21 protein-coding genes are annotated in these 24,868 nt (G+C 39.8%); 13 read left to right on the forward strand and 8 right to left on the reverse strand.

What is annotated here, in order from left to right:
- The first annotated feature begins 53 nt into the window (after positions 1-53).
- Positions 54-4,076 carry a rhombosortase-dependent M36 family metallopeptidase gene (locus CXF64_RS00740; protein WP_101216047.1) on the forward strand — a complete coding sequence of 1,341 codons (4,023 nt, stop codon included), beginning with the start codon at positions 54-56 and terminating at the stop codon, positions 4,074-4,076.
- 458 nt (positions 4,077-4,534) lie between these two features.
- Positions 4,535-6,058 (forward strand): sensor domain-containing diguanylate cyclase, encoded by a 1,524-nt coding sequence (locus tag CXF64_RS00745; protein ID WP_101216063.1) that lies wholly within the window; start codon positions 4,535-4,537, stop codon positions 6,056-6,058.
- Positions 6,059-6,726: 668 nt separating this feature from the next.
- Here CXF64_RS00745 and CXF64_RS00750 read toward each other — a convergent pair.
- Positions 6,727-8,808 carry a TonB-dependent hemoglobin/transferrin/lactoferrin family receptor gene (locus CXF64_RS00750; RefSeq protein WP_101216048.1) on the reverse strand — a complete coding sequence of 694 codons (2,082 nt, stop codon included), beginning with the start codon at positions 8,806-8,808 and terminating at the stop codon, positions 6,727-6,729.
- Between the two features lie 140 nt (positions 8,809-8,948).
- Here CXF64_RS00750 and CXF64_RS00755 point away from each other — a divergent pair, with 140 nt between their 5' ends.
- Genes CXF64_RS00755 through azu form a run of 5 tightly spaced genes read left to right on the forward strand, consistent with a single transcriptional unit; the run spans position 8,949 to position 12,775 of the window.
- Positions 8,949-9,758 (forward strand): heme/hemin ABC transporter substrate-binding protein, encoded by an 810-nt coding sequence (locus CXF64_RS00755; protein WP_101216049.1) that lies wholly within the window; start codon positions 8,949-8,951, stop codon positions 9,756-9,758.
- Complete coding sequence (locus CXF64_RS00760) at positions 9,755-10,807, forward strand: FecCD family ABC transporter permease (RefSeq protein ID WP_007583641.1); 1,053 nt, start codon at positions 9,755-9,757, stop codon at positions 10,805-10,807. The genes CXF64_RS00755 and CXF64_RS00760 overlap by 4 nt, the downstream gene beginning before the upstream one ends.
- Entirely contained in the window at positions 10,804-11,592 is a 789-nt protein-coding gene (locus CXF64_RS00765; protein ID WP_101216050.1) for a heme ABC transporter ATP-binding protein, read from the forward strand. The genes CXF64_RS00760 and CXF64_RS00765 overlap by 4 nt, the downstream gene beginning before the upstream one ends.
- Complete coding sequence (locus CXF64_RS00770) at positions 11,589-12,329, forward strand: HugZ family pyridoxamine 5'-phosphate oxidase (protein WP_101216051.1); 741 nt, start codon at positions 11,589-11,591, stop codon at positions 12,327-12,329. The genes CXF64_RS00765 and CXF64_RS00770 overlap by 4 nt, the downstream gene beginning before the upstream one ends.
- Positions 12,326-12,775, forward strand: coding sequence for an azurin (gene azu, locus CXF64_RS00775; RefSeq protein ID WP_101216052.1), 450 nt, complete (start codon positions 12,326-12,328; stop codon positions 12,773-12,775). Before CXF64_RS00770 ends, azu begins: the two co-directional genes overlap by 4 nt.
- Before the next feature lie 47 nt (positions 12,776-12,822).
- On the opposite strand, the gene CXF64_RS00780 is transcribed toward azu, so the two are convergent.
- Positions 12,823-13,755 (reverse strand): ChaN family lipoprotein, encoded by a 933-nt coding sequence (locus tag CXF64_RS00780; protein ID WP_101216053.1) that lies wholly within the window; start codon positions 13,753-13,755, stop codon positions 12,823-12,825.
- Between the two features lie 277 nt (positions 13,756-14,032).
- On the opposite strand from CXF64_RS00780, the gene CXF64_RS00785 reads away from it, so the two are divergent.
- Positions 14,033-14,293, forward strand: a complete 261-nt coding sequence (locus tag CXF64_RS00785) for a hypothetical protein (protein WP_101216054.1) — start codon at positions 14,033-14,035, stop codon at positions 14,291-14,293.
- Positions 14,294-14,479: 186 nt separating this feature from the next.
- A complete protein-coding gene (locus CXF64_RS00790; RefSeq protein ID WP_101216055.1) occupies positions 14,480-14,860 on the forward strand; it encodes a hypothetical protein in 381 nt (126 codons plus the stop codon).
- Positions 14,861-15,086: 226 nt separating this feature from the next.
- Here CXF64_RS00790 and CXF64_RS00795 read toward each other — a convergent pair whose 3' ends face one another.
- Positions 15,087-15,587 (reverse strand): lactoylglutathione lyase family protein, encoded by a 501-nt coding sequence (locus CXF64_RS00795; protein ID WP_007583656.1) that lies wholly within the window; start codon positions 15,585-15,587, stop codon positions 15,087-15,089.
- 114 nt (positions 15,588-15,701) lie between these two features.
- Here CXF64_RS00795 and CXF64_RS00800 point away from each other — a divergent pair, with 114 nt between their 5' ends.
- A complete protein-coding gene (locus CXF64_RS00800) occupies positions 15,702-16,577 on the forward strand; it encodes a LysR family transcriptional regulator (RefSeq protein ID WP_101216056.1) in 876 nt (291 codons plus the stop codon).
- A 61-nt stretch (positions 16,578-16,638) separates the two neighbouring features.
- Here the strand turns inward: CXF64_RS00800 and CXF64_RS00805 are convergent, their stop codons facing one another.
- Both CXF64_RS00805 and CXF64_RS00810 read right to left on the reverse strand, forming a co-directional pair.
- Positions 16,639-17,316: a haloacid dehalogenase type II gene (locus tag CXF64_RS00805; protein WP_101216057.1), complete on the reverse strand. Its 678-nt coding sequence runs from the start codon at positions 17,314-17,316 to the stop codon at positions 16,639-16,641.
- A gap of 80 nt (positions 17,317-17,396) precedes the next feature.
- Positions 17,397-18,173: a DODA-type extradiol aromatic ring-opening family dioxygenase gene (locus CXF64_RS00810; protein WP_101216058.1), complete on the reverse strand. Its 777-nt coding sequence runs from the start codon at positions 18,171-18,173 to the stop codon at positions 17,397-17,399.
- Positions 18,174-18,279: 106 nt separating this feature from the next.
- Here CXF64_RS00810 and CXF64_RS00815 point away from each other — a divergent pair, with 106 nt between their 5' ends.
- On the forward strand, positions 18,280-19,182 hold the full coding sequence (locus CXF64_RS00815; RefSeq protein WP_101216059.1) for a LysR family transcriptional regulator: 903 nt from the start codon (positions 18,280-18,282) through the stop codon (positions 19,180-19,182).
- A 37-nt stretch (positions 19,183-19,219) separates the two neighbouring features.
- On the opposite strand, the gene CXF64_RS00820 is transcribed toward CXF64_RS00815, so the two are convergent.
- Complete coding sequence (locus CXF64_RS00820; protein WP_007583664.1) at positions 19,220-20,101, reverse strand: LysR family transcriptional regulator; 882 nt, start codon at positions 20,099-20,101, stop codon at positions 19,220-19,222.
- Between the two features lie 90 nt (positions 20,102-20,191).
- Between CXF64_RS00820 and CXF64_RS00825 the strand changes: the two genes are divergently transcribed.
- Positions 20,192-20,620, forward strand: a complete 429-nt coding sequence (locus CXF64_RS00825) for a PACE efflux transporter (protein WP_101163556.1) — start codon at positions 20,192-20,194, stop codon at positions 20,618-20,620.
- A gap of 790 nt (positions 20,621-21,410) precedes the next feature.
- Here the strand turns inward: CXF64_RS00825 and CXF64_RS00830 are convergent.
- Positions 21,411-22,577 carry an aldo/keto reductase gene (locus CXF64_RS00830; protein ID WP_101216060.1) on the reverse strand — a complete coding sequence of 389 codons (1,167 nt, stop codon included), beginning with the start codon at positions 22,575-22,577 and terminating at the stop codon, positions 21,411-21,413.
- 351 nt (positions 22,578-22,928) lie between these two features.
- Positions 22,929-24,167 carry an NADH:flavin oxidoreductase/NADH oxidase family protein gene (locus tag CXF64_RS00835; protein WP_101216061.1) on the reverse strand — a complete coding sequence of 413 codons (1,239 nt, stop codon included), beginning with the start codon at positions 24,165-24,167 and terminating at the stop codon, positions 22,929-22,931.
- Between the two features lie 100 nt (positions 24,168-24,267).
- Between CXF64_RS00835 and CXF64_RS00840 the strand changes: the two genes are divergently transcribed.
- Positions 24,268-24,675: a MerR family transcriptional regulator gene (locus tag CXF64_RS00840; RefSeq protein WP_101216064.1), complete on the forward strand. Its 408-nt coding sequence runs from the start codon at positions 24,268-24,270 to the stop codon at positions 24,673-24,675.
- Positions 24,676-24,868 lie beyond the last annotated feature (193 nt).

The following is a 24,868-nucleotide window of genomic DNA, read 5'->3' on the forward strand; positions in this document are numbered from 1 at the left end:
TCAATTAAAAAACATTAAGTGTTTTAATATAATAAATACAAACAGGTGGATACATGTCTCAATTTAAATTAACAACTATTGCCATAGTTGTAGCATCAACATTAGCAGCAGGTGAGCTAACGGCCGCTGAACAAACTCGATTTTATGATGTAAGTGCTACAAATGCAGTTACTCAGGGCACTTCTTTAGCTGCTGTTCAGCAGAGAACCTTAGCCGAACGCGCCACTGTATCGGGTCAAAAATCTATTTACGATGCACAAATGGGTAAAGCAACATTTTTATGGCAAGCAATAGGTCAGCGTAAGCCTGACATGGCTTTAATCGCAGCTGATAACCGTAATCAATATGCTGCTGACTTTTATATTGAAACTTTAACAGGTATTAGTAATCGAAAAGCAACAGCATCTTCTGCTGTTATGGTTGATTTATCAGAGCAAAAACGTGGTTCTATTAGTGCTAAATATAAACAACAAGTAAACGGTGTAGAAGTTTTTAACCGCGAATACAACTTGTTAATGGATAAAGAGTACAACCTAGTAGCAAGCTCGGGTTATTTTGCTGATACGTCGTCATCTAAAAATAAACTTGCTGCATTAACGGGTTTTGTAAGCTCTGAGCAAAGTATAAAAAAAGCATTTAGTGAATTAGCAAATATTGATGTCTCACTTCGTAAAATTGGTAATGAAGGTGGATATGCAAAATATGAGGCTAAATCATTAGATGACTCTAAGATTGTTTTAGGTACACCACGTGCAAAAGAAGTGTTTTTTGAAGTTGCAGGCGAGCTTAAATCTGCTTACTACATTGAAGTAGAAGTAGCAGAAGTTGGCTCTTTAGAAAGTGACTACTTTAGTTATGTAGTAGATTCGAATAACAGCAAAGTATATTTTGCGAAAGATTTGAAATCTCATGCAGCTGACTTTAATTACCGTGTTTACGCTAACCAAGATGGCTACCCAATGGAAAGCCCGCACGGTGACGTAATTCCTGCAGATGGCCCAGGGCAAGTAGACGAGACTGAGATTTTAGACGCGCCAATGGTATCTCTATCTTACTACAGTAAACTAAGCACAATGGACCCATGGTTAGCTGATGATGCAACGACAACATCAGGTAATAACGTATTTGCTTACGCAGATGTGGTTGCACCTCAAGACTTTAGTGAAGGTGACTTTACTGCTGAAACAACAGCAGACTTCACATTTGACTACCCTTATAAAGTAGATGAAGTTGCAAATAGCTACGCAAACCGTAAAGCGGCTATTGTTAACTTGTTTTATATGAATAACTTTTTACATGATTTTTTCTATGATCATGGTTTTGATGAAACGTCAAATGTAGCTCAAGTATCTAACTTTGGTCGTGGCGGCGTAGAAGGTGACCCGATTGAAGCACAGGCTCAAGATAACTCAGGTCGTAATAACGCAAATATGTCTACGCCAGCTGATGGTGCTAGCCCACGTATGCAAATGTACTTGTACAACAGTAAAGATGCCGTTGTTGGTGTAGATTTTGGTATTACTGTAACTTCACATGACTCTTTAGGCCTTTTAGCTTCAACAAAAGAATCTGGCTTTGGTAAATACCAATTCAGTGATGTGGCTGCAGAAGTTGTTCGTTTAGATGATGGAAATACAGTAGATTCAACAAGCGTGAATGATGGTTGTGAGCCTGCTATAAATGCAGCTGAACTAGCGGGTAAAATTGCAATTGTAGACCGTGGCTCATGCTCATTTACAATTAAAGTAAAAAATGCACAAGATGCAGGTGCGATAGCAACTATCGTTGTTAATAATGACCCAGATACGGCAGAACCGGCACCAATGGGCGGTGAAGACGATACTGTAACTATTCCAAATATGGGTTTAAATTACGCTGATGGTCATGCAATGTATGACCTAATTGATGCTCGTGAAGTTGTTACTGTAAACATGTTTACCAAAGCAACATTAAAAGATGGTACGTTTGATAATGGTATTATTGCTCATGAATGGGGTCACTACATTAGTAACCGCTTAGTCGGTAATTCATCAGGCCTTATTAACTTCCAAGGCCGCGCAATGGGCGAAGGCTGGGGCGATTTCCACTCATTAATGTTTATCGCTAAAGAAAGCGATATAAATATCACAGGTAACGATAAGTTCCAAAAAGCATATGGTAGCGGCACATTTGTAGAAGACTTCTACTTCGGTATTCGTCGTCTTCCTTATTCAACTGATACAGATGTAAATGCATTATCGTTCCGACATATTACTGAAAATGCTGGTGCTGATATTGGTATTTCACCAACAAGCGTGGCTTCTCCTCATGCTGCCGGCGAAATTTGGGCAACTGTATTATGGGAAAACTACGTAACGCTTATTAACGAGCATGGCTTTAATGAAGCACAAACTCGAATGGCAGATTACTTAGTTGCAGGTTACAAATTAACACCTATAGCACCAACCTACACTGAAGCACGTGATGCTATTTTAGCTGCTGCCTATGCAGTAGACCCTGCTGATTACAAGTTAATGGTAGGCGCATTTGCTAAACGTGGTATGGGTCTTGGCGCAGTATCGCCAGATCGTTTCAGTGAAGACCTTACTGGTGTAGTTGAATCAGATAAAACACAGCTTTCTAGCTATGCTTTTGCAAGTGCTGACTTAAACAACATGTACAATGGTACAGAGCTTGGTTTTTGTACTAACGACAATATTTTAGATAAAGGCGAAACGAGTACGGTTAGCGTAACAATTACTAACCGTGGTAGTGAAGTACTTAGTGGTACAACAGCACAACTGACAGTTATAAGCGATCATGATGTAACATTTGAAAATGATGGCCTACTTACTTTTGGTGAAGTTCAACCGTACGAAGCAATAACAAGTAACGATATTAAAGTTACTTTGAACGAAGCGGGTACAGCTGAAACACTAGAAATTGAAGTCACATTCCCTGAAATTGAAACGGATGATGATATCGTTGAAGCGCTTGATCAAACACTTACGTTTGAAGTAAATATGGGCTTTAAATCAGAAACGCCTGTTGGAGCTGTAGTTTCAGATGATATGGAAGTAGCAAGTTCATCACTATTAGATTTAAAAGAAAACGTAATGTTTGGTGGTGATTTAGCTGCTGGCACTCAAGTAATGGATAATAGTAGTAATATTGCATTCTTTGAACAAGGTGGCTTTGGGCTAGGCACACAAGCAATGCGCCTTGTAAATAATGGCTTCCAATCGGATGTAGCAGTAGAGAGCAAGTCATTCGAAGTCGGTTACTCTGGCGACTTTGAAATTTCATTCTGGCATTTCTATAGTATCGAGGAAAACTGGGATGGTGGTGTTGTAGAAGTTAGTGTTAATGGTGGTGACTGGGTTGATGCTACTGAAATTGGCGGCACATTTGATGTTGGCTATGACGCTGTTCTAATCGAAAACGATTCTCAAGAGCTTCAAGAACGTGAAACATACACAGGTAATAACGTACAAGATAGTGGCGCGTATGGTAATTATGAAACTATCAACTTTGGTGATGCTCTAAACGGCAACTTAGTAAAGGTACGCTTTAGAATTTCATCAGATGGCGCAGTAAGTGATTTAGGTTGGTGGATTGATAACCTAACTATGTCTAACGTTTTATCTCCTGTATTTTCAGAACTTGTAGCGGGTGATTCACTAGCATGTGATAACGCAGCTCCACTTGTTTTAGTCGAAAGTGCATCAGCGGAAATTACTGAATCTGCTACAGGAACAATTACAGCAACAGCGTCAGATCGCAATGGTCAAACACTAACCTATGCTTGGACTCAGGTTAGCGGTAGTGATGCTACGCTCACTGGTACTGATACAGCAACTTTGAGCTTCACACCTGCAGCTATTACTGCAGATGAAGAGCTTGTTTTTGAAGTTGCCGTAAGTGATGGTGTAACAACTGTGACTCAACAAAGTACTGTAATGGTAAAAAATGAAGCGGTAGCAACAGTGCCTGTAACAGAAGCAAAATCTAGCGGTGGTGGTAGTTTTGGCTTTATAGCTTTATTACTTACTCCATTAGTATGGTTTAATAGACGTCGTAAAAACGTTAGTAAATAAGTTTAAATAACATCCCGTCGTCTCTAAACACATGACGGCTTTAATGAAAGGCCAGTAGCTTTTGCTTCTGGCCTTTTTTATATACTTAGTGTGATGTTTTTAGTCCTGACCTCATATTAACTTTTTGATGGCCATACACTTTGACTTATCTATTAGTTATATTGCCTTTTTATACGACATCAACAACTTATATCTTAAAGCTTAATAAACAACCTCGGTGCGTTCACTTAGTTGGCTAGAGTTTTACTGATTAAAGGATAAAAATGGCAATGCTGGAATATATTATTTATCACGCCATACCCTAACGCATAGTCGCTAAATTGAACAAACCAACTTAATTAAAAACACTTAAACGGGTATAATACCTAACTTCGTATAATACGCGCTGAATTTGAGTGCTTTGGAATGCAGCTTTGCTATATAAATTACTACCCGCTTTAAATTTAAGATTTCTTATATTGCTACTCGCATTCTCTGCAGCACTGAGCACATTGGTAGGGAGTTTTTATTCTACCTATCAGGTTCAAAAAGAGCAGTTAACATCATATACGCTAAAAAGTAATTTAGCCTATGCACAAAAATTAGCCTCCGCAACTGATAACTTTTTAAAGTCTGCGCTTCAGCAGCTTGAATACTCAGCTAAAATTATTGAGCAATCACCAAGTAACTCCAAATTATTAAACGATGAAGCCATTCGTTTAAATCATCAAACGGATAGCTTTAACTCTGTTGTTATTAATTTACATGGCGTAGTTGCAGCGACGTCGCCTCACTTTGAAAGTTTAATAGGCCAACAAATACAGTCTCCAGGAGCAATAGAAGCACTAAAAGAAAAACGCCCATTAATTAGTGAGCCTTATTTATCGGCAGCTGATAATTTAATTGTTTTTATTTCGCACCCGCTATTTGATTCTGAAGATAAGTATTTAGGTTATATTGGGGGCTCTCTTTATTTAAAAGAGAAAAATATTTTAAATGAGCTTTTAGAACAACATTACTACAAAGGTGGTTCGTACCTTTATGTTGTTAGCTCAAATAAGCGCATTTTATATCACCCAGAACCTGCCAGAATCGGCAACGTTATTGCTAACAATGCTGTGATTGACGCTGTTATAGATGGCGAAATAGGCACTTCAACGGTTATTAATAGCTTAAATAAGCCGATGCTCGCAGGCTACGCACCCATTACTTTATCTAAATGGGGAATAGTGGCGCAAAGACCATTAGAATCAACGCTCTCTTCGCTAGATACATTAACTATTGAAGTCATTGAACAAACAATACCTATGGCATTAGTCACATTTATTTTTATTGGTTTATTTGCACATTTTATAGCAAGGCCGCTAAAGCGATTAGCCGATAACGCAAATACACTCGATGATCCAAAAAGCTTAGAAAAACTTAAAAGCGTGAAGTCGTGGTATTTTGAAAGTCAAAAACTGAAGTTAGCGATGTTAAGAGAGGTTACTTTATTACAAGCACAAATAGGTGTGCTACGCCATGACTCACAAACAGATCCCTTAACAGATACGCACAACAGAAGAAGCTTAAACGGCCTACTTAACCAGCTTATGCTAAAGCAAACCCCATTCGCTATATTAGAAATTGATATCGACTTTTTTAAACGTGTTAACGATACTTTTGGACATGATAAAGGCGACGAAACTTTAGTTTCGCTAACAAATATAATTAAAAAACTATCAAGAAGAGACGACATAGTATCAAGAATCGGCGGTGAAGAATTTGTTCTTGTGCTACCAAATGAAAACAGCCAAAGTGTCTATAAAATAGCAGAGCGTTTACGTAAAACAGTAGAATCGACAGAAATAAACACCATAGGAACAATCACTATTTCTATAGGTATTGCAACCTGGCCTGAGCATAGTACTGATATTGCCCAAGTATATAAATGTGCCGATAAGGCGCTATACCATGCTAAAGAGCATGGTCGTAACCGATGCGTAGTGGCCGATATTAGCTAACCACAGCTTAGTTAAGTAATACACTGTATTACCTTAAATTGATAAATACTTTACAGAGAGTTTATTAAGCCAGCCATCTGCTTTTGATGGCTTGTAAATCATTACTATGCCTTTGCTATAGTGACTGTTAACCCCCTTTACAGTTATTTTTGTAAGCCCTAAATCGTCAATCACAAAATTTGGTAAATACGCTAATGCCAAAGCAGTTTTACTACCAAACTAACCTTTTAAAATCCGTTATATGTTGAAAAGCTAACGACAAATAAAACACAAAAAATGCATTTTCATTAGTAAAACTAACGCAGCAACAAGGCTTGGTAATTCATAAAATACAAAGTAATCGTTAAGCTTAATACAGCTTACTAGGGGGAAGTATAAAGGGGAATTAGAGTGCGACAGCGCAATAAATACAACACTTGCGAGTAAGCTAACGGCATGTTTTAAAAACGCCCCCAGCTATTTAGAAACCCAAGACTTTGCGATTAATTAATTTATAAATAACGGCGATTTTAGCTTTAAAAGTGCTGTTTATATAAAGTGTTAATTGGCATTAAGTATGTAGAAGTGTACCTGAGTATACTCACCATTAAGTAATTTGACTTGAGTAAATATGTGGCAATAAACGCTGCATACCCATGCAGCGTTTATTGCCATTTGTTTAGCCCTAATTAAAACTGATAGCTTACCCTTGCTGAAAAGTTACGCCCAGGTTGGGTGTATTGGCTAAAATCAGCACTTTGCGATTGACCTGCAATCAACTCAAAAGGCACATATTCTTTATCGAGCAAGTTAAGTACACCTACATTTAGCTGCCACGCTTGCCATTCGTAGTTTGCGTATAAATCAACAACGCCGTAGCCATGCCCTTGCGTAGTTTTATCATCGTTTGCATCAAGTACTACATCCGATTGCGATTTAGCTAAACGCAACGCAGCGGTCCAGTTAATATTACCCAGCTCTGTACTTAACAATATTGAGCCATTTAACGGGCTAATGCTGGTAAGTGGCTGATCGGTTTCTTTATTTTCACCATCAACGTAGGCCACATTTGCCTCAAGTAGTATATTTTCAGCGACATACATGGCAATTCCGGCTTCTACACCGCTTATTTGTGTTTCGCTAATATTTTGATATTGATACAAAGTTTTGTTTACATTAGGAATGTACGTTGGCTCAACACCCACTACGGCGGTTTCAATAAAATCATCGAATGCTGCATAAAAAGCACTTAAGTTTACGCTAATATCGCTGCTGGCGTACCTTAGCCCAAGCTCAAACGAATCACTGCTTTCAGGGTCCAAATCGGCGTTTGGTAATATTTGATAAAACGGCTCAACGCCGTGGCTTTGATAGGCTTGGTCGTGTGGTGGTATTTTAAAGCCTCGTACGTATTGCCCGTACAACGATAAGTTATCATCCACTTGGTATATAACACCTAGCTTAGGCGAAAAGGCAGATTCGGTAATATCATCAAGCTGTGCATCGGCGTATAACTCATCACTTTTAGCTTCAAGGGTGTAGTAATCGTATCGCACACCTGCAATAACCGACCACCCGCTGTTATTAAACGAAATACTGTCTTGCACATAAGCGCCAATTAAAGAGGTATCAGCTCCGGGAAATGCTTTTTGTTTTTGATCGGTAAAATCAACGGTGCCATCGGCTAAAATACGTGTTTTAAAACGAGGGCGGGTGGTGTCGTATAAGTCGATATCAACTCCATATACCACTTCATGATCGGTGGTTTCTCCTTTAAGCCCTTTATTAAATACCGCTTTTAAACCTAAAATATTTTGCTCAAAGCGATAGTCGTTATAATCGGTGTAGGTGCTTGCGCTACTAATTGCATCACTTTGTTGCTCGTAACTACTATAAGACACTTGCCCGTACCATTTATCAAACGCAGCTGTAGCTACCTCTGAATGGTAATCGAGCGCCAGTGACCAACTCGTGTCGTCTTCCTCGGTTTCTTGAACTGCGGGGGTTATTACTTGCTCAGTCGTTTGATTAAAATAATCAAGGGTGTATTTAAGTGTGCGTTTTTCATCAAACTGTTGCTCAAATTTAACTAATAAAGCGTCCGACTTTGCATCATAACCGGGTAAGTTTTCGTCGTAGTTTTGTACTTCTTCGCTGTCGCGGTGGCTATAAACGGCGCTTACTGCAAAGTCGCCTAAGTCTTTTGCAGCGGTAATGTCGGCAGCAATTTGGTTACTTTGACCTTGATACCCCAGTGCCATTTTTACATAGCTGCTGTTATCTTTTAGATAATCGCTTGGATCTTTAGTGGTTATAACCACAATGCCACCGAGTGCGTCAGAGCCATATAAAGACGATGCAGCACCTTTGGCTACTTCTACTTGTTTTACGCCTGCTACATCAAAGTAATTGCGGCCAACTAAATAGCCCCCTCCGCCTGCATAGCCATCGTTGGTGCGTCGGCCATCTTTTATAAATACAACACGGTTACCACCGACACCACGTACAGTAAGTGTTTGTGCGCCTGCGCCACTGCCTGTGGTTGCAATGCTTGAATCGTATTTAAACATGGTTTGTAAATCTACAGCTAGCTGGCGCTCTATATCTTGCTCGGTAATAACCGTTACTGAGCCTGTTACATCTTTAAGCTTTTGCTCAAACCGCGAGCCACTCACAACAATATGATCGTCAATTATGTTTTCGGCAAATGCAGTGCCCGATCCGAGTAATAAGGTTGCTATAGCAGTAAATTTAAATGCAGAGGGGTTCATTTTAACTCCAAATGATAATAGTTATTATTTATGGCGAGGATGTTACAACTAAGTCAAATTAAGATCAATTAATTATGATAATCATTTTCATTTAGATTTAACTAGTTATAATAGCCGAAAAATAAAAGCCGGAGTTTGTAATGAAATACCTATTTATATTGTTTGCTTTAGTCGCTCAACCTGCACTTGCACAGGAGCGCGTTATTAGTGCTGGCGGCACCCTTACAGAAATAATTTATGCACTGGGCAAACAAAGTACCCTTGTAGCAGTTGATCAATCTAGTATGTACCCGCAGCAAGCTACGCAATTACCACAAGTGGGTTATTACCGCGATTTAGCGGCAGAAGGCGTGCTTTCTATGCGCCCAACCACCTTATTAGCGCTTGAAGGCGCAGGGCGAAGCCAAGCACTTAAACAAATTGAGGCAACTGGGGTTAAACTAATTCATTATAAAAAGCCCACCTCAGTTAATGAGCTACTTGAGCTAATTAAACGCCTTGGTACCGATTTAAACGCCAAGCAAGAAGCGCAATCACTTATTACGCACATTACAAACTCATTACCTGAAAAAGCAAAAGCGCAGACACACAATGCGCTATTTTTACTCTCAGCTAATGAGCGCGGGCTTGTTGCCGCAGGGCAAGAAACCGTCCCTAATTTATTATTTAGCTATGCGGGCATTACTAATATAGGCGCTACACATTCAGGCTTTAAAGTAATTAATACCGAAGTACTTGCTGTAAATCAGCCTGACTTTTTAGTTGCGCCAAAGCATGTTGTACAAAGCATTGGCGGCAAGCAGGCTTTTTGTAAGCAACCGAACCTACGCTTATTAAAAGCTGCGCAAAGCTGTAACTTACTTGTTATGGATAGCCTGCTTTCGCTTGGCATGTCGCCACGTATTGCCACAGCAATTAATGAGCTTAACGAGTATAAAACCCGCTTATGAACACCCTAACATTGAGCCGCTTTGTGCCTATAACACTTAGCCAAACTCATAAATGGATGCTATTAGCCTCTGTTTGTATTTTTGCTTTGGCGCTACTAAGCATTGGGTACGGCCCTGCAGGATGGGATTGGCGTTTAGCTATTGCTTGGCTTGCGCCCGAGTACTTTAATCAGTTTGATGCACTGCAAATAAATGTAGTAATGCAAATACGTTTGCCGCGTTTTGTGCTTGCTGTATTAGTAGGGTTGGTACTTGCCCAAACAGGGGCGGCAACCCAAGCGCTTTGCCGTAACCCGCTGGCAGACCCATCTATTATTGGCATTAGTGCAGGTGCGGCAATGGTTGCAGTGGCGTTTATTGCACTTAGCGCGCAGTTTAATTTTAACGCTCAGTTGTATTTACCTTATGCGTCGTTTTTAGGGGCACTTGGTGTTACCTCGCTGGTATATTTTATTGCCAAGCAGCAGGGGCAAATTAATATCACCACACTTATATTGGTAGGAGTCGCTATTAACGCGTTAGCATTCGCTGTTATTGGGCTACTGAGTTTTTTTGCCGACGATAGCGCACTACGATTAATAAATTATTGGACCATGGGCTCATTAGGCGGAGCAAGCTGGAGCACGATTATTCAAGCTGCGCCGTTACTGTTTATCAGCCTAATTGGCCTGTGGCGGTTAAAAAACCCCATGAACTTACTCCTTATTGGCGAGTCACAAGCTCAGTACCTAGGAGTAGACACTAATAAACTTAAATTATATGTCATTATACTCGTTGCATTAGGGGTAGGTGCGGTTGTAGCGCTTACCGGTTTAATAGGGTTTGTTGGCTTGGTAGTCCCGCATATTGCCCGCTTAATGGTGGGGCCGCATTTACGTAATATGCTGCCGCTTTGTATGCTAATTGGCGTAGTGGTATTGCTACTTTCTGACTGGCTAGCACGTATTGTGATCATGCCATCAGAGCTACCCATTGGCATTATTACCGCGCTATTGGGTGCGCCATTGTTTATTTATTTAATAGTGAAAAATAAGCGAGGTTGGTCATGATCACGTTTAACAACCTAAGCGTTGGCTTTGATAATCACAGCGTTTTAAACGCTATTAATGGCAGCGCTAAACAAGGGCAACTTGTAGCACTACTTGGTGAAAATGGCGCAGGTAAATCTACCTTGCTGCATACCTTAGCAGGTATGCACGCCTTTACAGGCAGTGTACTTTTTAATGCTAAGCCGCTGGCCTCTCACGCTAAAAAACGCCTTGCAACACAGCGCGCAGTCATGATGCAAGCTAACCACGTAGGGTTTGATTTTACAGTATTTGAGCTTATTGCAATGGGCCGCTACCCGTATGTAGAGTCATTAACAATGCAAAGCGAAAAAGTACATAAATACGCCGCAATTATGGATTTAAGTGATTATTTAACTCGCCGCGTAAGTGCGCTTTCGGGCGGGGAGCAACAACGTGTGCATATGGCGCGTACTTTGGCGCAGCTAAACGCCTTTACACAATCGGCCGAGCCAAAACTAATGCTGCTCGACGAGCCTACATCAGCACTTGATATGCGCCACCAACATGCTTTGCTCAGCTGCGTTAAAACCTTTGTAGATCAGGGCAACAGCGCCATTATTGCAATACACGATCTAAATTTAGCCAGCCTTTATGCAACCGACGCTATTTTACTGCACAATAAAAAAGTGTTGCAAAGTGGGCCTATAAACACCGTATTAACAGAACAAAACTTACAACAAATGTACGCCATGAAACTGCACGTAAACCCTCATCCTTATAACGATGCACCCATGGTTTTTTCTCAACGTCAGGAGTTTTTATGAGAGAGCAAGCATTAAACGATGCACGCACCTTGGTTTACAAAACCAATGCGGGTGTCATGTCGACTATTTCGAATAATTTACGCGGCTACCCGTTTGGCTCAGTAACCCCCTATATGTGCGACGAACAAGGCCGTATTTACTTTTTTATTAGCGATATAGCCCAGCACACTAAAAATCTAAAGCACGACTCTCGTATGAGCCTAACTGTGTTTGATGCCACCGACAGTGGCGATCAAAACGAGCACGGCCGCGTAACGCTCGTAGGTGATGGCTCTGTTGTGCCAAGTGAGCAAGCACACACTTTACTTGATAACTATATTGCCCTATACCCCGAAGCTGCTAGCTATCGCAATGCGCACGACTTTCAATTATGGCAATTAGACGTAATTCGTGTGCGTTACATTGGTGGCTTTGGCAAAATATTTTGGCTTGAGCAAAACGAATGGCAGGATGAGGCAAAAAACTGGGATGAAAACCAGCAGCAAAGCATGATAAGTCATATGAACGACGACCATCAAGATGCTATGTCACTCATATTAATGCAGCACTACAGCGTAGCTGATAACACCCCAATAATGAGCGGCTTATTACCCACTGGTTTTTATATACAAAGCCAAAAGCGTAATTACTTTATTAACTTTAAAACCCAGTGCAACAGCCCGTTAGAGGTTCGTAAAGCGCTGGTTGCGCTAACCAATCAAGCACGCAATAACCTAACAGCAGAGGAAACAGTATGATAAAATTAACACTCTTACTAAGCACTGCACTACTACTTAGTGCCAATGCGGCATATGCAGACGAATGTACACTCAGCCTAGATGCAAACGATATGATGCAGTTTTCAACTAAAACATTAAGCGCCCCTAAAAGCTGTAAAAAAGTAACCGTAAAGCTTAGCCATGTGGGTAAATTACCCGCCAATGTAATGGGTCATAACTGGGTGCTTGCTAGCGAGCAAAACATGCAAGCTATAATAACCGATGGCAACGCAGCAGGGCTTAGCAACCACTACTTAAAGCCTAACGATACACGCGTGCTTGCAGCTACAGACATTATTGGCGGTGGTAAATCAACGCAAGTTACCTTTAACACCAGCGGCCTAACCGCTGGGACTAATTACACGTATTTTTGCTCTTTCCCTGGGCATTACGCCATGATGAAAGGCACATTTACGCTTAACTAAATATCAAAGGTGTATTGCACTAACGCAGTGTAATACACCCAATTTTATTATTGGCAATACGTTTGCTCGCCTCGTTTAGCTAAAGCTTTAAAAGCAGCTTGCTGATGTTCTTTTTGCACATAACGGGGTGGCAAAGGGTTAACTTGCAACTGATACCCTGTTTGGTTAGCTTGCACACTTGTAACCGGCGATATCCACACAACATTTAGCTCTGGCGCTAAACGCTTAATAACGCGCGCTATACCTTCGCCATTTTTTACATGAAAATCGCCCGCTATATGCATTACCTGCGCATCTTTATGATTATTTAAATAGTTAACGATAGACTCCCCCATGGTTTCATCCCAGGTAACTTGCGCAGCATAATAGTTTTCATTTTGACTTGGCGAGCCGTGATGCATCGAGGTCATAAAACGTTGTTTATAATCACTTGCTGAGGTATCCATAGTGGCTGCAATGAAGCTCTGCTGTGTTTCATCAAGTTTATTTACATAACTTATGCCTTGCCTGCTAATACAGGTGACTATATTTTTAGGGGCATTTGCAGCTATTACATCGCTATTGTTCGTTTTTGCCAGCTCTACCAGCGCACGGTAATCACTTTTGTAATTTGGCCACGCTTGGGTGTTGTCAATTAAATATTGCTCACCAATTTCACCTTTAACATACTGGTTTAAAATAGGCTGATCCGCGCGGCTAAATTGTTCAAGCGAAAGGGCAGTGCGTTTATTACTTTTGCTTAATTGCTCAAATAACTCAGCCTGAAATAAATGCACACCCGGGTGCGTATGCCATTCACCTACTAAAACCACATCGGCATTTAATAGCTTGGGCTCTAATAATACAGAGCTAACAGGCTTTGCTTGTGCATTATAAAGCGCAGTGTAATAAAGCGATGAGCTTTTATCAGGCGGCACAGTTGTTGTGCTACAACCACTCAAACCCGTAACTAACGCCAGAGTTAACATAGACTTTTTCATACACACCTTTAAAACACTTTAATGCAAATAATTATCAATATCATATACTTGTAATACCTATTAAGCCAGCCAAACTGCTGCTTACTTACATAATCAAGGAAATGAGCGAAACGCGCATTTATATGCCTTAACTTTGCTTGTAAATATTAAATAGCTTTTGATAGCAATGCCTTAGGTAATTTGTTAAAACTGTATAAAGTAGAAACATGAGCGTGACATCGGCAGAAGTATGCTCGATTCGCGGCCTATAAAATTGTTAGATGTTAAATGGAGTTCTATGAAGCATCCACTTTTTAGTGAAAACATGGAAGATGGTTTTAGCCTATTCTTACTAAAATGTTCAGAATCAAGAAGCTGTCTCTTATTTGGTACCTCAGCTCTTTTGTTATTTATATTTGCAAGTCAAAACACCAGTTTTATGAGTTTCCTTAATGAACACTGGTTTGGTAACATTCTTAAGATTTTATGTGTAATTGGAGCTTTATTAAGTTGGTTTTCAGCACAAGCACATTCATATAAAATGGACACTTTAAACTAGTAGCTTCCATATTCTTACTTTGGCCCATTAGCTATATATACTTGTTTTATATACATTTAACTAAAAAACCTAACGTAAATATCAAATGAAAAAATTATAGCTGGCTGTTTTTTGTTCCTAAAACCATTTTGGTCAACTATATTTTTCCGTTTATGTAAGCGTTAGGCACTGGAGAAGGTTTAATAGATGGAACCAAATTATTCAGAATATTCTATTACTGAATTGCAAGAAGCTATCACGTCTATTGATAGGGCTTTGTACCCTGAACGCTTTGAGCGATTAAAAGCCGAACTATTAAATAGAGACGAGGAAGAGCATGATGCTTCTCAATTAGTAAGTCTTTCATCAAAGGACTTACTTATTAAGCTCAGCAATGCATTTTTTGTAATTCCGTTGATGATCTATATAGGAATAGATGCACTTAATAGCGGTGAAATACTCCTTAAAGGAGGAGCTATATCAAAAAATGAAAACTTTATATTATTTACATTAAGCGTAATATTTTGTTTTTTAATCTCAGCGGTACTGACATGTAGCCTGTTTGTGGATAAGAGCAAAAGTTCCTGACAAATACATTATGTCGTTCATAAATTCACTAGGACACAGTTCGATTGGTAGTGTTTTTCTGGAGGTTGATAATATTTTCAACTCAGGGCAAAACATGCTGCACAAGCTAAGCAAAAACAAGTTATAGAGAATAAGAAGACGGTGAAGTGTATTTAAAAACTCTATAACTGAAACAAAAAGGCCGCAGTAATAAATACTGCGGTCTTTGTTTTTAGCTAAGTGCTATTTAGTAAGCGCCTGCGCTGTAAATAAGCTCGTAGCTGTGGCTGTAAATTTCAAGGATGTTACCAAACGGGTCTTCCATGTAGATCATGCGGTACGGCTTTTCACCCGGGTAGTAATAACGAGGGGCTTGCATACGTTTTTTACCGCCAGCTTCTACAATACGCTCAGCTAAACCTTCTACATCAGGGTCTTGAACACAAAAATGAAAGATGCCTGTTTTCCAGTATTCAAAATTGTCTTTTGGGTTTTCTTGGTTTTTAAATTCGAAAATTTCGACGCCAATACGATCCCCTGTAGATAGGTGCGCTATTTTGAATTTTTCCCACTTTTCGCCAAATACTTCTGTACACATTTCACCAATTGGGCTTTTGTCTTCGGTAATTAAAGTCGGTTCCATTATGGTGTACCAACCCATAACCTTAGTGTAAAACTCGACTGCTTTTTCAACGTCGGGAACCGAAATACCAATGTGCGAAAAACTACGTGGATATGTATGACTCATAATGCTTCCTCTTTAACTTGTGACTTATCTTGTGACTAGTTGATGGAGTTAGTTTACGAATCGACCAACATTAAGTAAAATTATCATTAATCATCATTTTGAGTACGTTTTGTAATGATAAATCCAACATGGTTAAATACGTTTTGTACTTTGGTTGAGGTAAATCATTTTACCCAAACAGCTGAGCGCCTTTATATGACCCAATCTGGTGTAAGTCAGCACATTAAAAAGCTAGAGCAACAAGTTAACTGCGCTCTACTTGAGCGCCATGGTAAGCAGTTTTCTCTTACTCCTCAGGGCCAAAACTTATATCAGCAGGGCAGCCTGCTTCTTAAAGATTGGCAGTTTTTAGAACAACAATTAAAAGATGATTCGCCGTACAGCGGAGCGGTAAAGATTCAATCTCCGGGCAGTTGTGGTTTAAAGTTTTATAATCAATTATTAGCACTGCAATCTGAGCATAAAGAGCTGATTATTGATTACCGCTTTGCGCCTAATGTAAGTGTTGAACAAGCTGTAGCAAACCACAGTACCGACATCGGGTTTTTAACTCAAGCTCCAACATTTAGCGAACTAACCAGCCATAAAATAAGCCAAGAGCCACTACTACTTGTAACGCCTGCAGGTATAAACATGCCTAATTGGCAAACCCTGTGTGAGCTAGGGTTTATTGCTCATCCCGATGCAAGCCATCATGCGCAGCTACTACTAAGCGAAAACTACAGTGAGTTTGAGCATATTGACCAAATAACACGTACGGGATTTTCTAACCAAATTAGTTTAATACTAGAACCTGTAAGCTTAGGGCTGGGTTTTACGGTATTACCTGCTCATGCTGTTGGCGCATTCAATAAGCCACAACTTGTAAAAAAACATCATTTAGAATGTCCGGTTAGTGAATCTATTTATGTGTGCCATCACCGAAATAGGCCGTTGGCAAAACGTATGAATACAGTAATTGAGCTAATAAAGGCGGGAGTAAATAGTTAAAACGTAAACCCCCTTTACACCCACGGCACTTAATACCATAAGCAAAAGGGGGAATAGAAAATTAGTTAACGCTTTCTAATTTTGCTTTTAAATCGAGTAAGTCGGTTGCAATAGTATTTGGCTGTATTTCCCACGGATCGAAGATTGAGTCTTCAGATCGTTGAATCCACGCCGCGCGCATGCCGTGCGATATGGCACCGGTTACATCAAACGGGTTACTTGATACAAGCCACGTGTTTGCGCCTGTTGAATTGGTTTCGCGTAAAAAGTGGCTATAAACCCCTGGGTTTGGTTTAAAGGTTTTAACGTCGTCGGCACTTACTACCCCTTCAAAAAGCTCACTAATGCCAGCGGTTTCTAATAAGGTATGAACTGCGTCGGCAGCTCCGTTTGAAAATGCAAACAAACGGTAATCCTTCGCTTTTAATTGCTCAAGGCCTGCTTTTACATCATCGAACGCAGGAAGCGTTTTATAAAGCTCTAGCAGTTGCCCCTTTTGATCTTCACTTAGCTCGGTTTTGTGCGCTAAGCAGGCGTAATCGAGTGCGTGTTTTGTACATAGCGAGAAAGGAATATAATTTTGCATTAATCCACGTCTAAATGAATACTCTAATTGCTTTTCGCGCCATGTATTTGAAAATGCTTGGGCGTTATCGCCAATCATGTCGTCGAGTAAGGACAGTACGCCATGAGTGTTTATTAGCGTACCGTATACGTCAAATGCAAGTGTAGTTGCCATGTTTGCTCCGCAATAAAATAAATTAAGTTGGTTTTAGAGTACTTGCTTACAGCTTAACTTAATTTGAACGAACGCTCAAATTAATAAAACTTATAAGCATCGAGTGCTAAAATATCCATTTCTATATCTTCATGTATTTTTTTGGCTTTACCGTCACTACTTCCAAGCGCTGCAAAAAGAGGTAAAAAGTGCTCCTGGGTAGGGTGATTAAATAAAGCATGGGGTGCTTCATTTAAATAGTTAAGTAACGCTTGGGTGTTTTGCGCTATTAATTTTTGCTCAACCCAATGAGTAAACTCATTAACCATTTGAACACGATTAGGTGTAGCAGGGCTTTTAAATATTTCACGTAGATTGTGACTAATACCGCCGGAGCCAATAATTAATACGTTATCGCTGCGCAGTGGTGCAAGTAACTGCCCGTATTTATACATCGCCTGAGCGCCTAAACGCGTGTTAATAGACACCTGAACAATGGGAATATTAGCTGCTGGGTACATTAAGCGCAGCGGGATCCACACACCATGATCCCACCCTTGATCTGCACTTTTCACCGTTTTAATACCCGCTTTGTAAAAGTACTCACTAATAGTATTAGCAAGCTTAGGATCTCCTGGTGCTGGGTATTGAATTTCATACAGGGGCTTGGGGAAGTTATAAAAGTCGTGAATAGTATGCGGCGCATCTCCGGATGTAATAACTATATCGTGCGCTTCATCAAAGTGGCCAGAAAACACCACAATAGCACGAGGCTTACTAAGCGTTTGACCTAATGATGCAAAAAAATCTGACGTAGCCGATTGCTGAACAGCCATCATTGGCGAGCCGTGAGATATAAATAAAGCAGGCTGAGTCATACTAAAACCTTAAACAAGTAGATGCGTTATAAACACTATATAAGTTTCTATTTTGACGATAAATATGATACTTATTTATACATTATCAACAAAGTATTGTTAAAAAATGGATAAGCTCACCACCATGAAGACCTTTTTAGCCGTTGTGCAAGAAGGATCGTTTTCAAAAGCGGCCGATAAACTCGATATTTCGCCGCAGTTAGTCAGCAAATATATTTCTGCGCTGGAAGATAATCTACGCACGCGTTTATTACACCGTACAACACGAAAAGTAAGTGTTACAGAGGCTGGAAATCAATATTATCAGCGTTGTCAGCAGGTGATTATTGATATTGAAGACATGGAAAACTCACTAAACAACTTAAGCGAAAGTGTATCGGGTGTGCTTAGTATTAGTGCGCCTATGTCGTTTGGTACTAAGCATTTAGCAGGTTTGTTGGTTGATTTTCAAAAGCAGTATCCAAATTTAAAGTTAGATTTACGGCTCACCGACCAATATGTAGATATAGTAGAGCAGGGTATTGATATTGCTCTGCGCATTGGCGTATTAAAAAACTCAACGTTGATAGCTAAAAAAATTGCCCCTATACGTTTAGCTGTATTTGCGTCACCCGACTATTTAGAACGCCATGGCACGCCACAAACGCTTTTAGATTTACAGTCACATAATTATTTACGCTATTCCCACAGCGAACCCACAAAGCGATTATTTGGGGTTAATGAGTTAAAAAGCGAGCTAAAGCTTGAAAGTAACTTTGTGGCTAACAATGGTGACTTACTACTAAATACAGCCATTGCGGGAGGTGGTATTGCTATGCAGCCCACATTTATTGCAGGGGAGGCGCTGGCTCAAGGCAAAGTAGTGCGCATTTTACAAGACTACGAACCCGACCCAATGGGACTGTATATGGTGTACGCTAATAGGCAGTTTTTACCGAGTAAAGTACGTGCTTTTGTTGATTTTGCAAGTGACTTTTATGGCGATACACCTTACTGGGATTTAGCGTAATAAAAAGTAAACCGCCTAACAGGCATTATATAAAAAGCTAAATTTTTAAAAAATTCCGTAGTAAATTTCTTAGTACTTTAAACACCTCTTGATTACTGTGTTGCTGATGCTGTAATACATCAACATTAGCCAACCAACCCATTTCTTCAAACTCAAGAGGAAGTTTAACCAGCTCACCACTTTGTACTGCATCTACAGCTACATGGTTTGGTAATAAGCACCACCCGTTACCTTGTATTGCTAGCTCGAGTAATACAAAGTAATTATCGGCATACCAAATCTCTGGGCTAATTTTTAGCTGAAAGCTACTTGTTTGCGTATTGCGAGAACGAAGAAGAAGTTGTCGATGTAGCCGAAGGCCATCCATATTTTCACATCTGATCCCCGCTAAAGGGTGCGATTTAGCAACATATAAATCAAATTTTACCGATCCAATACATTCATAGTCTAAGTAGCTCGGTATATTTAATTCACTAAAAATAATACCCGTTATAGGCTTTTCGCTGTTTAGCATGTCAATTATGTCATGGCTGGATGCACTTAAAAACTCAAGCGATACGTAAGGATACTTACTTTGCAGCTTGCTAATAATACTCGCGATAGTTTTAAACGGGATCCCTTCGTCAAGTGCGATAGTGATTTCGGTTGGTGTTTTTTCATTTAGTGCTAATGCAGAGTTTGTTAATCGCTGGTGTTGATTAAGCACGGCTTTAGCCTGGGGGAGTAACTGTTTACCGGCTTCGGTTAATTGTGGATAGCGCCCTGTGCGCTCAAATAATGTCGCATTACAGTCTATTTCTAAATTAATAATATGCTGGCTTATTACCGACTGCGCTTTACTTAAACCGCGCGCAGCAGCTGAAAACGATCCAGCTTCAACGGTAGCCACAAATGCTTGAAGCTGTTCAATACTAAACATATCGCTTTTCCCGATACTAAGTAACTAACACATATCTTTATAATGAATGAAAATACAGCCATCGTCATCAACTTAAGAAGTTATTTATATATGAACACAGCAGAACGTATTTTTCAGGCGCTAATATTTGAGATGATAGCATTATCTTTTGTTATACCTGCATCAGTTTATTTTGGTGGGTTTGCAACAGGAAAAATGGCAATAGTAGGTGTTGGTTTATCAATCTTCGCCATGCTTTGGAATTACATTTACAACATAGTGTTTGATACAATAGCTGGGCATAACCGAATCGAGCGAGGTTTAGTAACCCGCATTACGCATGCATGTGGCTTTGAGCTGGGTATGTTAGTAATAACGCTGCCAATACTTGCTTGGTATTTAAATATTACATGGCTAGCCGCTACAGCATTAGAAGCTGGATTTTTAGTGTTTATACTTATATACACGTATATTTTTAATGTGTTGTACGATAAGTACCAACCTTACAAAAAATGGGTTAATAAATCGCAATGTGCTTGATATTTTTAAGTTTATAAAAGCAAAGTTGTGGGGTATTGAGATCGTTTTGGCAAAAGCGCAATGGCAATAAATAACGGTAAATGTGGTTTTTAATTAAACCAATTAGCACTGCTCAATTGACTAAGTAGTGCTAATTTACTATTTGCCGGCTAACTGTAATGGGGGTTTACAGTAGCTTTTTGCTTTATATATTTAGCTCTTTTAATATGTTCCACACGCTCTCACCACTAGGATGAAGTGCAGCATGATACCGATACGCTTAATAGGTAATAGGCACGTAATAATGCTTTTGACCAACCACAACTAAACAATCCTCTTTTAACATACTCACTGAGATGTTCATTTGGTTTATAAGGTTACGAGCTGTTATATAAAATTTTTTACTGCTTGAGGTAGTGTAATCGGTAGATTTTTCCTACCTATTAGCTCTGCGCCTTGTGTCTATTATTTATCGAGACACAGCATGTAGAGCTTGCTCACGCGAGAAACCGAGCTTTTGACTGCCTAATAACTAATTTTAAAAACTACGTTTTTAAACGCCAGCAAGCTGCACTTATACAAGTTAATTTTAACCACAACGTTAAGTTTTCCGGTAGGCGTAGAGCTTGCTCACGCGAGAAGCAAAGCTTCTAACTACCTAAAAACTAATTTTAAAAACTACGTTTTAAACGCCAGCAAGCTGCGCTTATACAAATGCCCAACAATCAATATACTTACTACTAAGCGCTGCTTAAAAATAAACCATACTGACTATAACGAGGTGTGCCAAGCAAATGGCACACCTATTTTGTTATGCAGGTATGGGGGCGTTTTCTGCAATAAGCTGTTTAGATTTCAATTCACTCCAAAATTCGCTTGGTATGGTAACTTTCATTGAGGCTACATTAGCTTTAATTTGATCTGCCGTGCGTGCGCCAGGAATAATTGAGGATACCGTTGAAGGCGCCTCTGCGAATTGCAGTGCAGCTGTTTTAATATCAATCCCATGTTTAGATGCAATGTCGCTTATTGCATTAAACTTTTGCTGCATAGGCCCAGGAATTTTAGGTGAATAATTAAAGCGGTTACGACCGGCTAAAAAACCACCATTAAGCGGAGCACCAATGACTGCTGAAACACCTCGTTTATCAAGCATAGGAAAGGTTTTATCAAGTGCCTGCTTATGATCTAAAATTGAATATTGCAGCGCTAGTAAGCAAATATCAGGGTCTGACATATCAAGCGCTTTATAAATAGCATGAGGTGTATTTACTCCAAAACCCCAGCCTTTAATTATTCCTTCATCACGCATTTTAGTTAACTCGGGAATAGCACCTTTAGCCGCTTGATCAAAATACTTAAGCCAGTCATCTCCCATATCACTATTTTGCGGTGATAAATCGTGAATATAAACAATATCGAGTGAGGCAACACCAATACGATGCAACGTGTCTTCTATTGAACGACGCGTACCTGATGCAGAGTAATCATATTTATAATGAAAAGGTGAGTGATCAGCCCAATGCCAACTATTTTCTAGAGGCTCTGCTGAAGGGGTAAGAAGGCGACCTACTTTTGAGGATAAAACATAATCTTCACGCTTTTTGTTTCGAAGTAAATCACCGAAGCGTCTTTCACTTAAACTTAAGCCGTAAAAAGGTGACGTATCAAAATGACGAATACCAGAATCCCATGCTGCATTTAGCATTGTTAAAATTTCTGCATCGCTTGATATAGTATTAAAGCCATTCCCAGCGGCAAGACCGCCTAAGCCCATTCTTGATTCAGGCCGGTAATGCTTAGCGTTAGTAACATCGTTTGTGGGCAGAGCAGCGCTTTTATCTATTGATCCTTTAGTTTGCATAACACTGCCGTTAGACATTTTTACCTTTAATTGTTCAGCCAAAGCTGAAGCACTAAAAATAGAGCCTAAGCCTAAAGCAGCGCCTGCTTTAATAAAATTTCTGCGAGATACCATGTAACTATTCTCCTTGAGTAAGGTTAAATATCTACGCTATAAGCTAGTATAAATTCCAACCAAGTTCAAGCGAGGGAGAAGCAATAAATATCAATACTTTCAATAAGATGGTTAAATTAACAAACGCTGAACGCACACTTTTATTAACATTTTAGAATGATTATTTTCTTTACTCGTACAGTACTTTAATATGCACAAAATAGTGCACTATAATAGCTTGATAAAAAAGCAAACTTCCAAATTGGTGCACGCCTTAATACTCATTTACACAACATAAAAATGGTTACATTTATTTAAGTGTAAAAATTAGTAAACAAAACCGAAATGTATAAAAAGAGTGAATACCAAAGCTTAGTTAATCTCTCTAGCAAAGCGATTGCGGTAACGCTTAATTAATTTAATCGAACGTAGCTGGTCGCTAATTAAAGTAAATATTGGTGAAGCGTTTGTTTTTACAGGTTTACCTTGGCCTAAACGGCGTATTTGCCTTTTTACCAGTGCCATAGTGGCAAGCCCTGCAAGGGTTTTATCTTGCCAAGTAACACTGGGTAATACGGCTAGTTGCAGTGGCTCATTTTGCCATTTGTTTGGTAAATTTGGTTGGTATGCAAGCGCAGTGGCAATACCCACGAGGGCCACTCCACTTTCAATCACGTTGTTGGCAATAGATAAGCGACTAATGCCGCCGGTGGTCATTATTGGGATTGATGAGCGGTGGCTAATCGCTTTTGCAAACTCTAAAAAGTATGCTTCGCGGGCAAGTGTGCGTTCGTCACCTGTTTTACCTTGCATTGCAGGGGCTTCGTAGCTACCACCCGAAAGCTCTACAAAATCAACATTGAGTTCATTCAATAAATCCACTACAACTTGCGCGTCACTGGGTTCAAACCCACCACGTTGAAAATCTGCAGAGTTTAACTTTACCGAAACCGAAAAGGTGGGGGAGCAAGCTGCTTTGATACTGCGGGTTATTTCGAGAAGTAAACGGGCTCTATTTTGTAAACTTCCCCCCCATTTATCGTCGCGCTTATTGGTAAGTGGCGATAAAAACTGGGCAAGTAAATAGCCATGCGCTGCATGTATTTGTACGCCATTAAAACCGGCTTTTTCGGCTTGTAGTGCAGTTTGTGTAAAGCGGGTAATAACATCGTCAATGTCGGTTTGCGTCATTGCCTTTGGTACGCCAAATAAGTGCGAGTGCTTACCCATATTAAGTGCAACACTTGACGCTGATAGAGCCTTTCCACCCATTTTTTTAAATACTTGCCTACCAGGGTGATTAATTTGCATCACCACTTTGCAATTATTTTGCTTTGATAAACGAGCAAGCTCTGCAAAGGCAGTAATATCGGTACTTTGCTCAAGCACTAGGCCACCTGGGCCTGTCATCGCTAAATGATCAACCATTACATTGCCAGTAATAATTAGCCCTGTACCGCCTTTAGCCCATGCGCTATAAACATTTTTAAGTGCTTGGGAGGGCGTTTGGTCCTCTTGTGCTAGGTTTTCTTCCATAGCGGCTTTGGCAATACGATTTTTTAATACTAAACCACTTGGCAAGGTAAAGGAGGTAAACACAGGGTTGCGCATAATTATTGGCTAATTAAATTGACATTAAAACAACTATAACCTTAAAGTTAGCTTGAAGGTCAACCTACTAAGTTTATGTAAAGTGGAGTTATTATTAGTTATGAAAATAGGCGAACTTGCAAAACTTACCAACATACCTGCCAGCACTATTCGTTTTTACGAAAGCAAAGGGTTATTAGCACCAACCACTCGCAGTGCTAATGGTTATAGGCTGTACACCCAACAAAACTTAGAAAAACTGCAATTAATTAAATTTTCACAAAGCTTGGGGTTTTCACTCAACGAAATACCTTTATTACGTAACGAAAACGGCGAGCTAAACCACACAGTAATAATCGAACGTTTAGAAAAAAAACAAAAAGAAGCTGACATTTTGATTGAGCAAATGCAGAAAAAGTCACAGCGTATTGGCAGTTTAACTACACTACTAAACTCTTATTGGGATAAAGGCGAATGCCTACCAGAAAGTAAATTGAATGAATTACTAGAAGTAATTGATTACGAATAAACTAATACAGCTTATTTAGGGCCTGTTTATCTTTTGAGGTTAAATTTGCAGCAGTATGTTTGGTATTTAGGCGCAGAGTCTATGTAGTGTGGTTATTCCCCATAAACAGACGATAACGTAGTATAAATGCCAAACATGCGCTGCCCTAAGGGTTCTGCCTAGGGGCAATTTACTCTTTGTTGCCTACATGGAT

The sequence above is a fragment of the Pseudoalteromonas sp. GutCa3 genome, from assembly GCF_002836155.1.
Taxonomy (GTDB): domain Bacteria; phylum Pseudomonadota; class Gammaproteobacteria; order Enterobacterales; family Alteromonadaceae; genus Pseudoalteromonas; species Pseudoalteromonas arctica.

What these genes read in the sequence shown, in the direction of transcription:
- CXF64_RS00740 (WP_101216047.1), top strand. Translation starts at nt 54, where the DNA reads ATGTCTCAATTTAAATTAACAACTATTGCCATAGTTGTAGCATCAACA.
- CXF64_RS00750 (WP_101216048.1), bottom strand. Translation starts at nt 8,808, where the DNA reads ATGAACCCCTCTGCATTTAAATTTACTGCTATAGCAACCTTATTACTC.
- CXF64_RS00755 (WP_101216049.1), top strand. Translation starts at nt 8,949, where the DNA reads ATGAAATACCTATTTATATTGTTTGCTTTAGTCGCTCAACCTGCACTT.
- CXF64_RS00760 (WP_007583641.1), top strand. Translation starts at nt 9,755, where the DNA reads ATGAACACCCTAACATTGAGCCGCTTTGTGCCTATAACACTTAGCCAA.
- CXF64_RS00765 (WP_101216050.1), top strand. Translation starts at nt 10,804, where the DNA reads ATGATCACGTTTAACAACCTAAGCGTTGGCTTTGATAATCACAGCGTT.
- CXF64_RS00770 (WP_101216051.1), top strand. Translation starts at nt 11,589, where the DNA reads ATGAGAGAGCAAGCATTAAACGATGCACGCACCTTGGTTTACAAAACC.
- azu (WP_101216052.1), top strand. Translation starts at nt 12,326, where the DNA reads ATGATAAAATTAACACTCTTACTAAGCACTGCACTACTACTTAGTGCC.
- CXF64_RS00780 (WP_101216053.1), bottom strand. Translation starts at nt 13,755, where the DNA reads ATGAAAAAGTCTATGTTAACTCTGGCGTTAGTTACGGGTTTGAGTGGT.
- CXF64_RS00785 (WP_101216054.1), top strand. Translation starts at nt 14,033, where the DNA reads ATGAAGCATCCACTTTTTAGTGAAAACATGGAAGATGGTTTTAGCCTA.
- CXF64_RS00790 (WP_101216055.1), top strand. Translation starts at nt 14,480, where the DNA reads ATGGAACCAAATTATTCAGAATATTCTATTACTGAATTGCAAGAAGCT.
- CXF64_RS00795 (WP_007583656.1), bottom strand. Translation starts at nt 15,587, where the DNA reads ATGAGTCATACATATCCACGTAGTTTTTCGCACATTGGTATTTCGGTT.
- CXF64_RS00800 (WP_101216056.1), top strand. Translation starts at nt 15,702, where the DNA reads ATGATAAATCCAACATGGTTAAATACGTTTTGTACTTTGGTTGAGGTA.
- CXF64_RS00805 (WP_101216057.1), bottom strand. Translation starts at nt 17,316, where the DNA reads ATGGCAACTACACTTGCATTTGACGTATACGGTACGCTAATAAACACT.
- CXF64_RS00810 (WP_101216058.1), bottom strand. Translation starts at nt 18,173, where the DNA reads ATGACTCAGCCTGCTTTATTTATATCTCACGGCTCGCCAATGATGGCT.
- CXF64_RS00815 (WP_101216059.1), top strand. Translation starts at nt 18,280, where the DNA reads ATGGATAAGCTCACCACCATGAAGACCTTTTTAGCCGTTGTGCAAGAA.
- CXF64_RS00820 (WP_007583664.1), bottom strand. Translation starts at nt 20,101, where the DNA reads ATGTTTAGTATTGAACAGCTTCAAGCATTTGTGGCTACCGTTGAAGCT.
- CXF64_RS00825 (WP_101163556.1), top strand. Translation starts at nt 20,192, where the DNA reads ATGAACACAGCAGAACGTATTTTTCAGGCGCTAATATTTGAGATGATA.
- CXF64_RS00830 (WP_101216060.1), bottom strand. Translation starts at nt 22,577, where the DNA reads ATGGTATCTCGCAGAAATTTTATTAAAGCAGGCGCTGCTTTAGGCTTA.
- CXF64_RS00835 (WP_101216061.1), bottom strand. Translation starts at nt 24,167, where the DNA reads ATGCGCAACCCTGTGTTTACCTCCTTTACCTTGCCAAGTGGTTTAGTA.
- CXF64_RS00840 (WP_101216064.1), top strand. Translation starts at nt 24,268, where the DNA reads ATGAAAATAGGCGAACTTGCAAAACTTACCAACATACCTGCCAGCACT.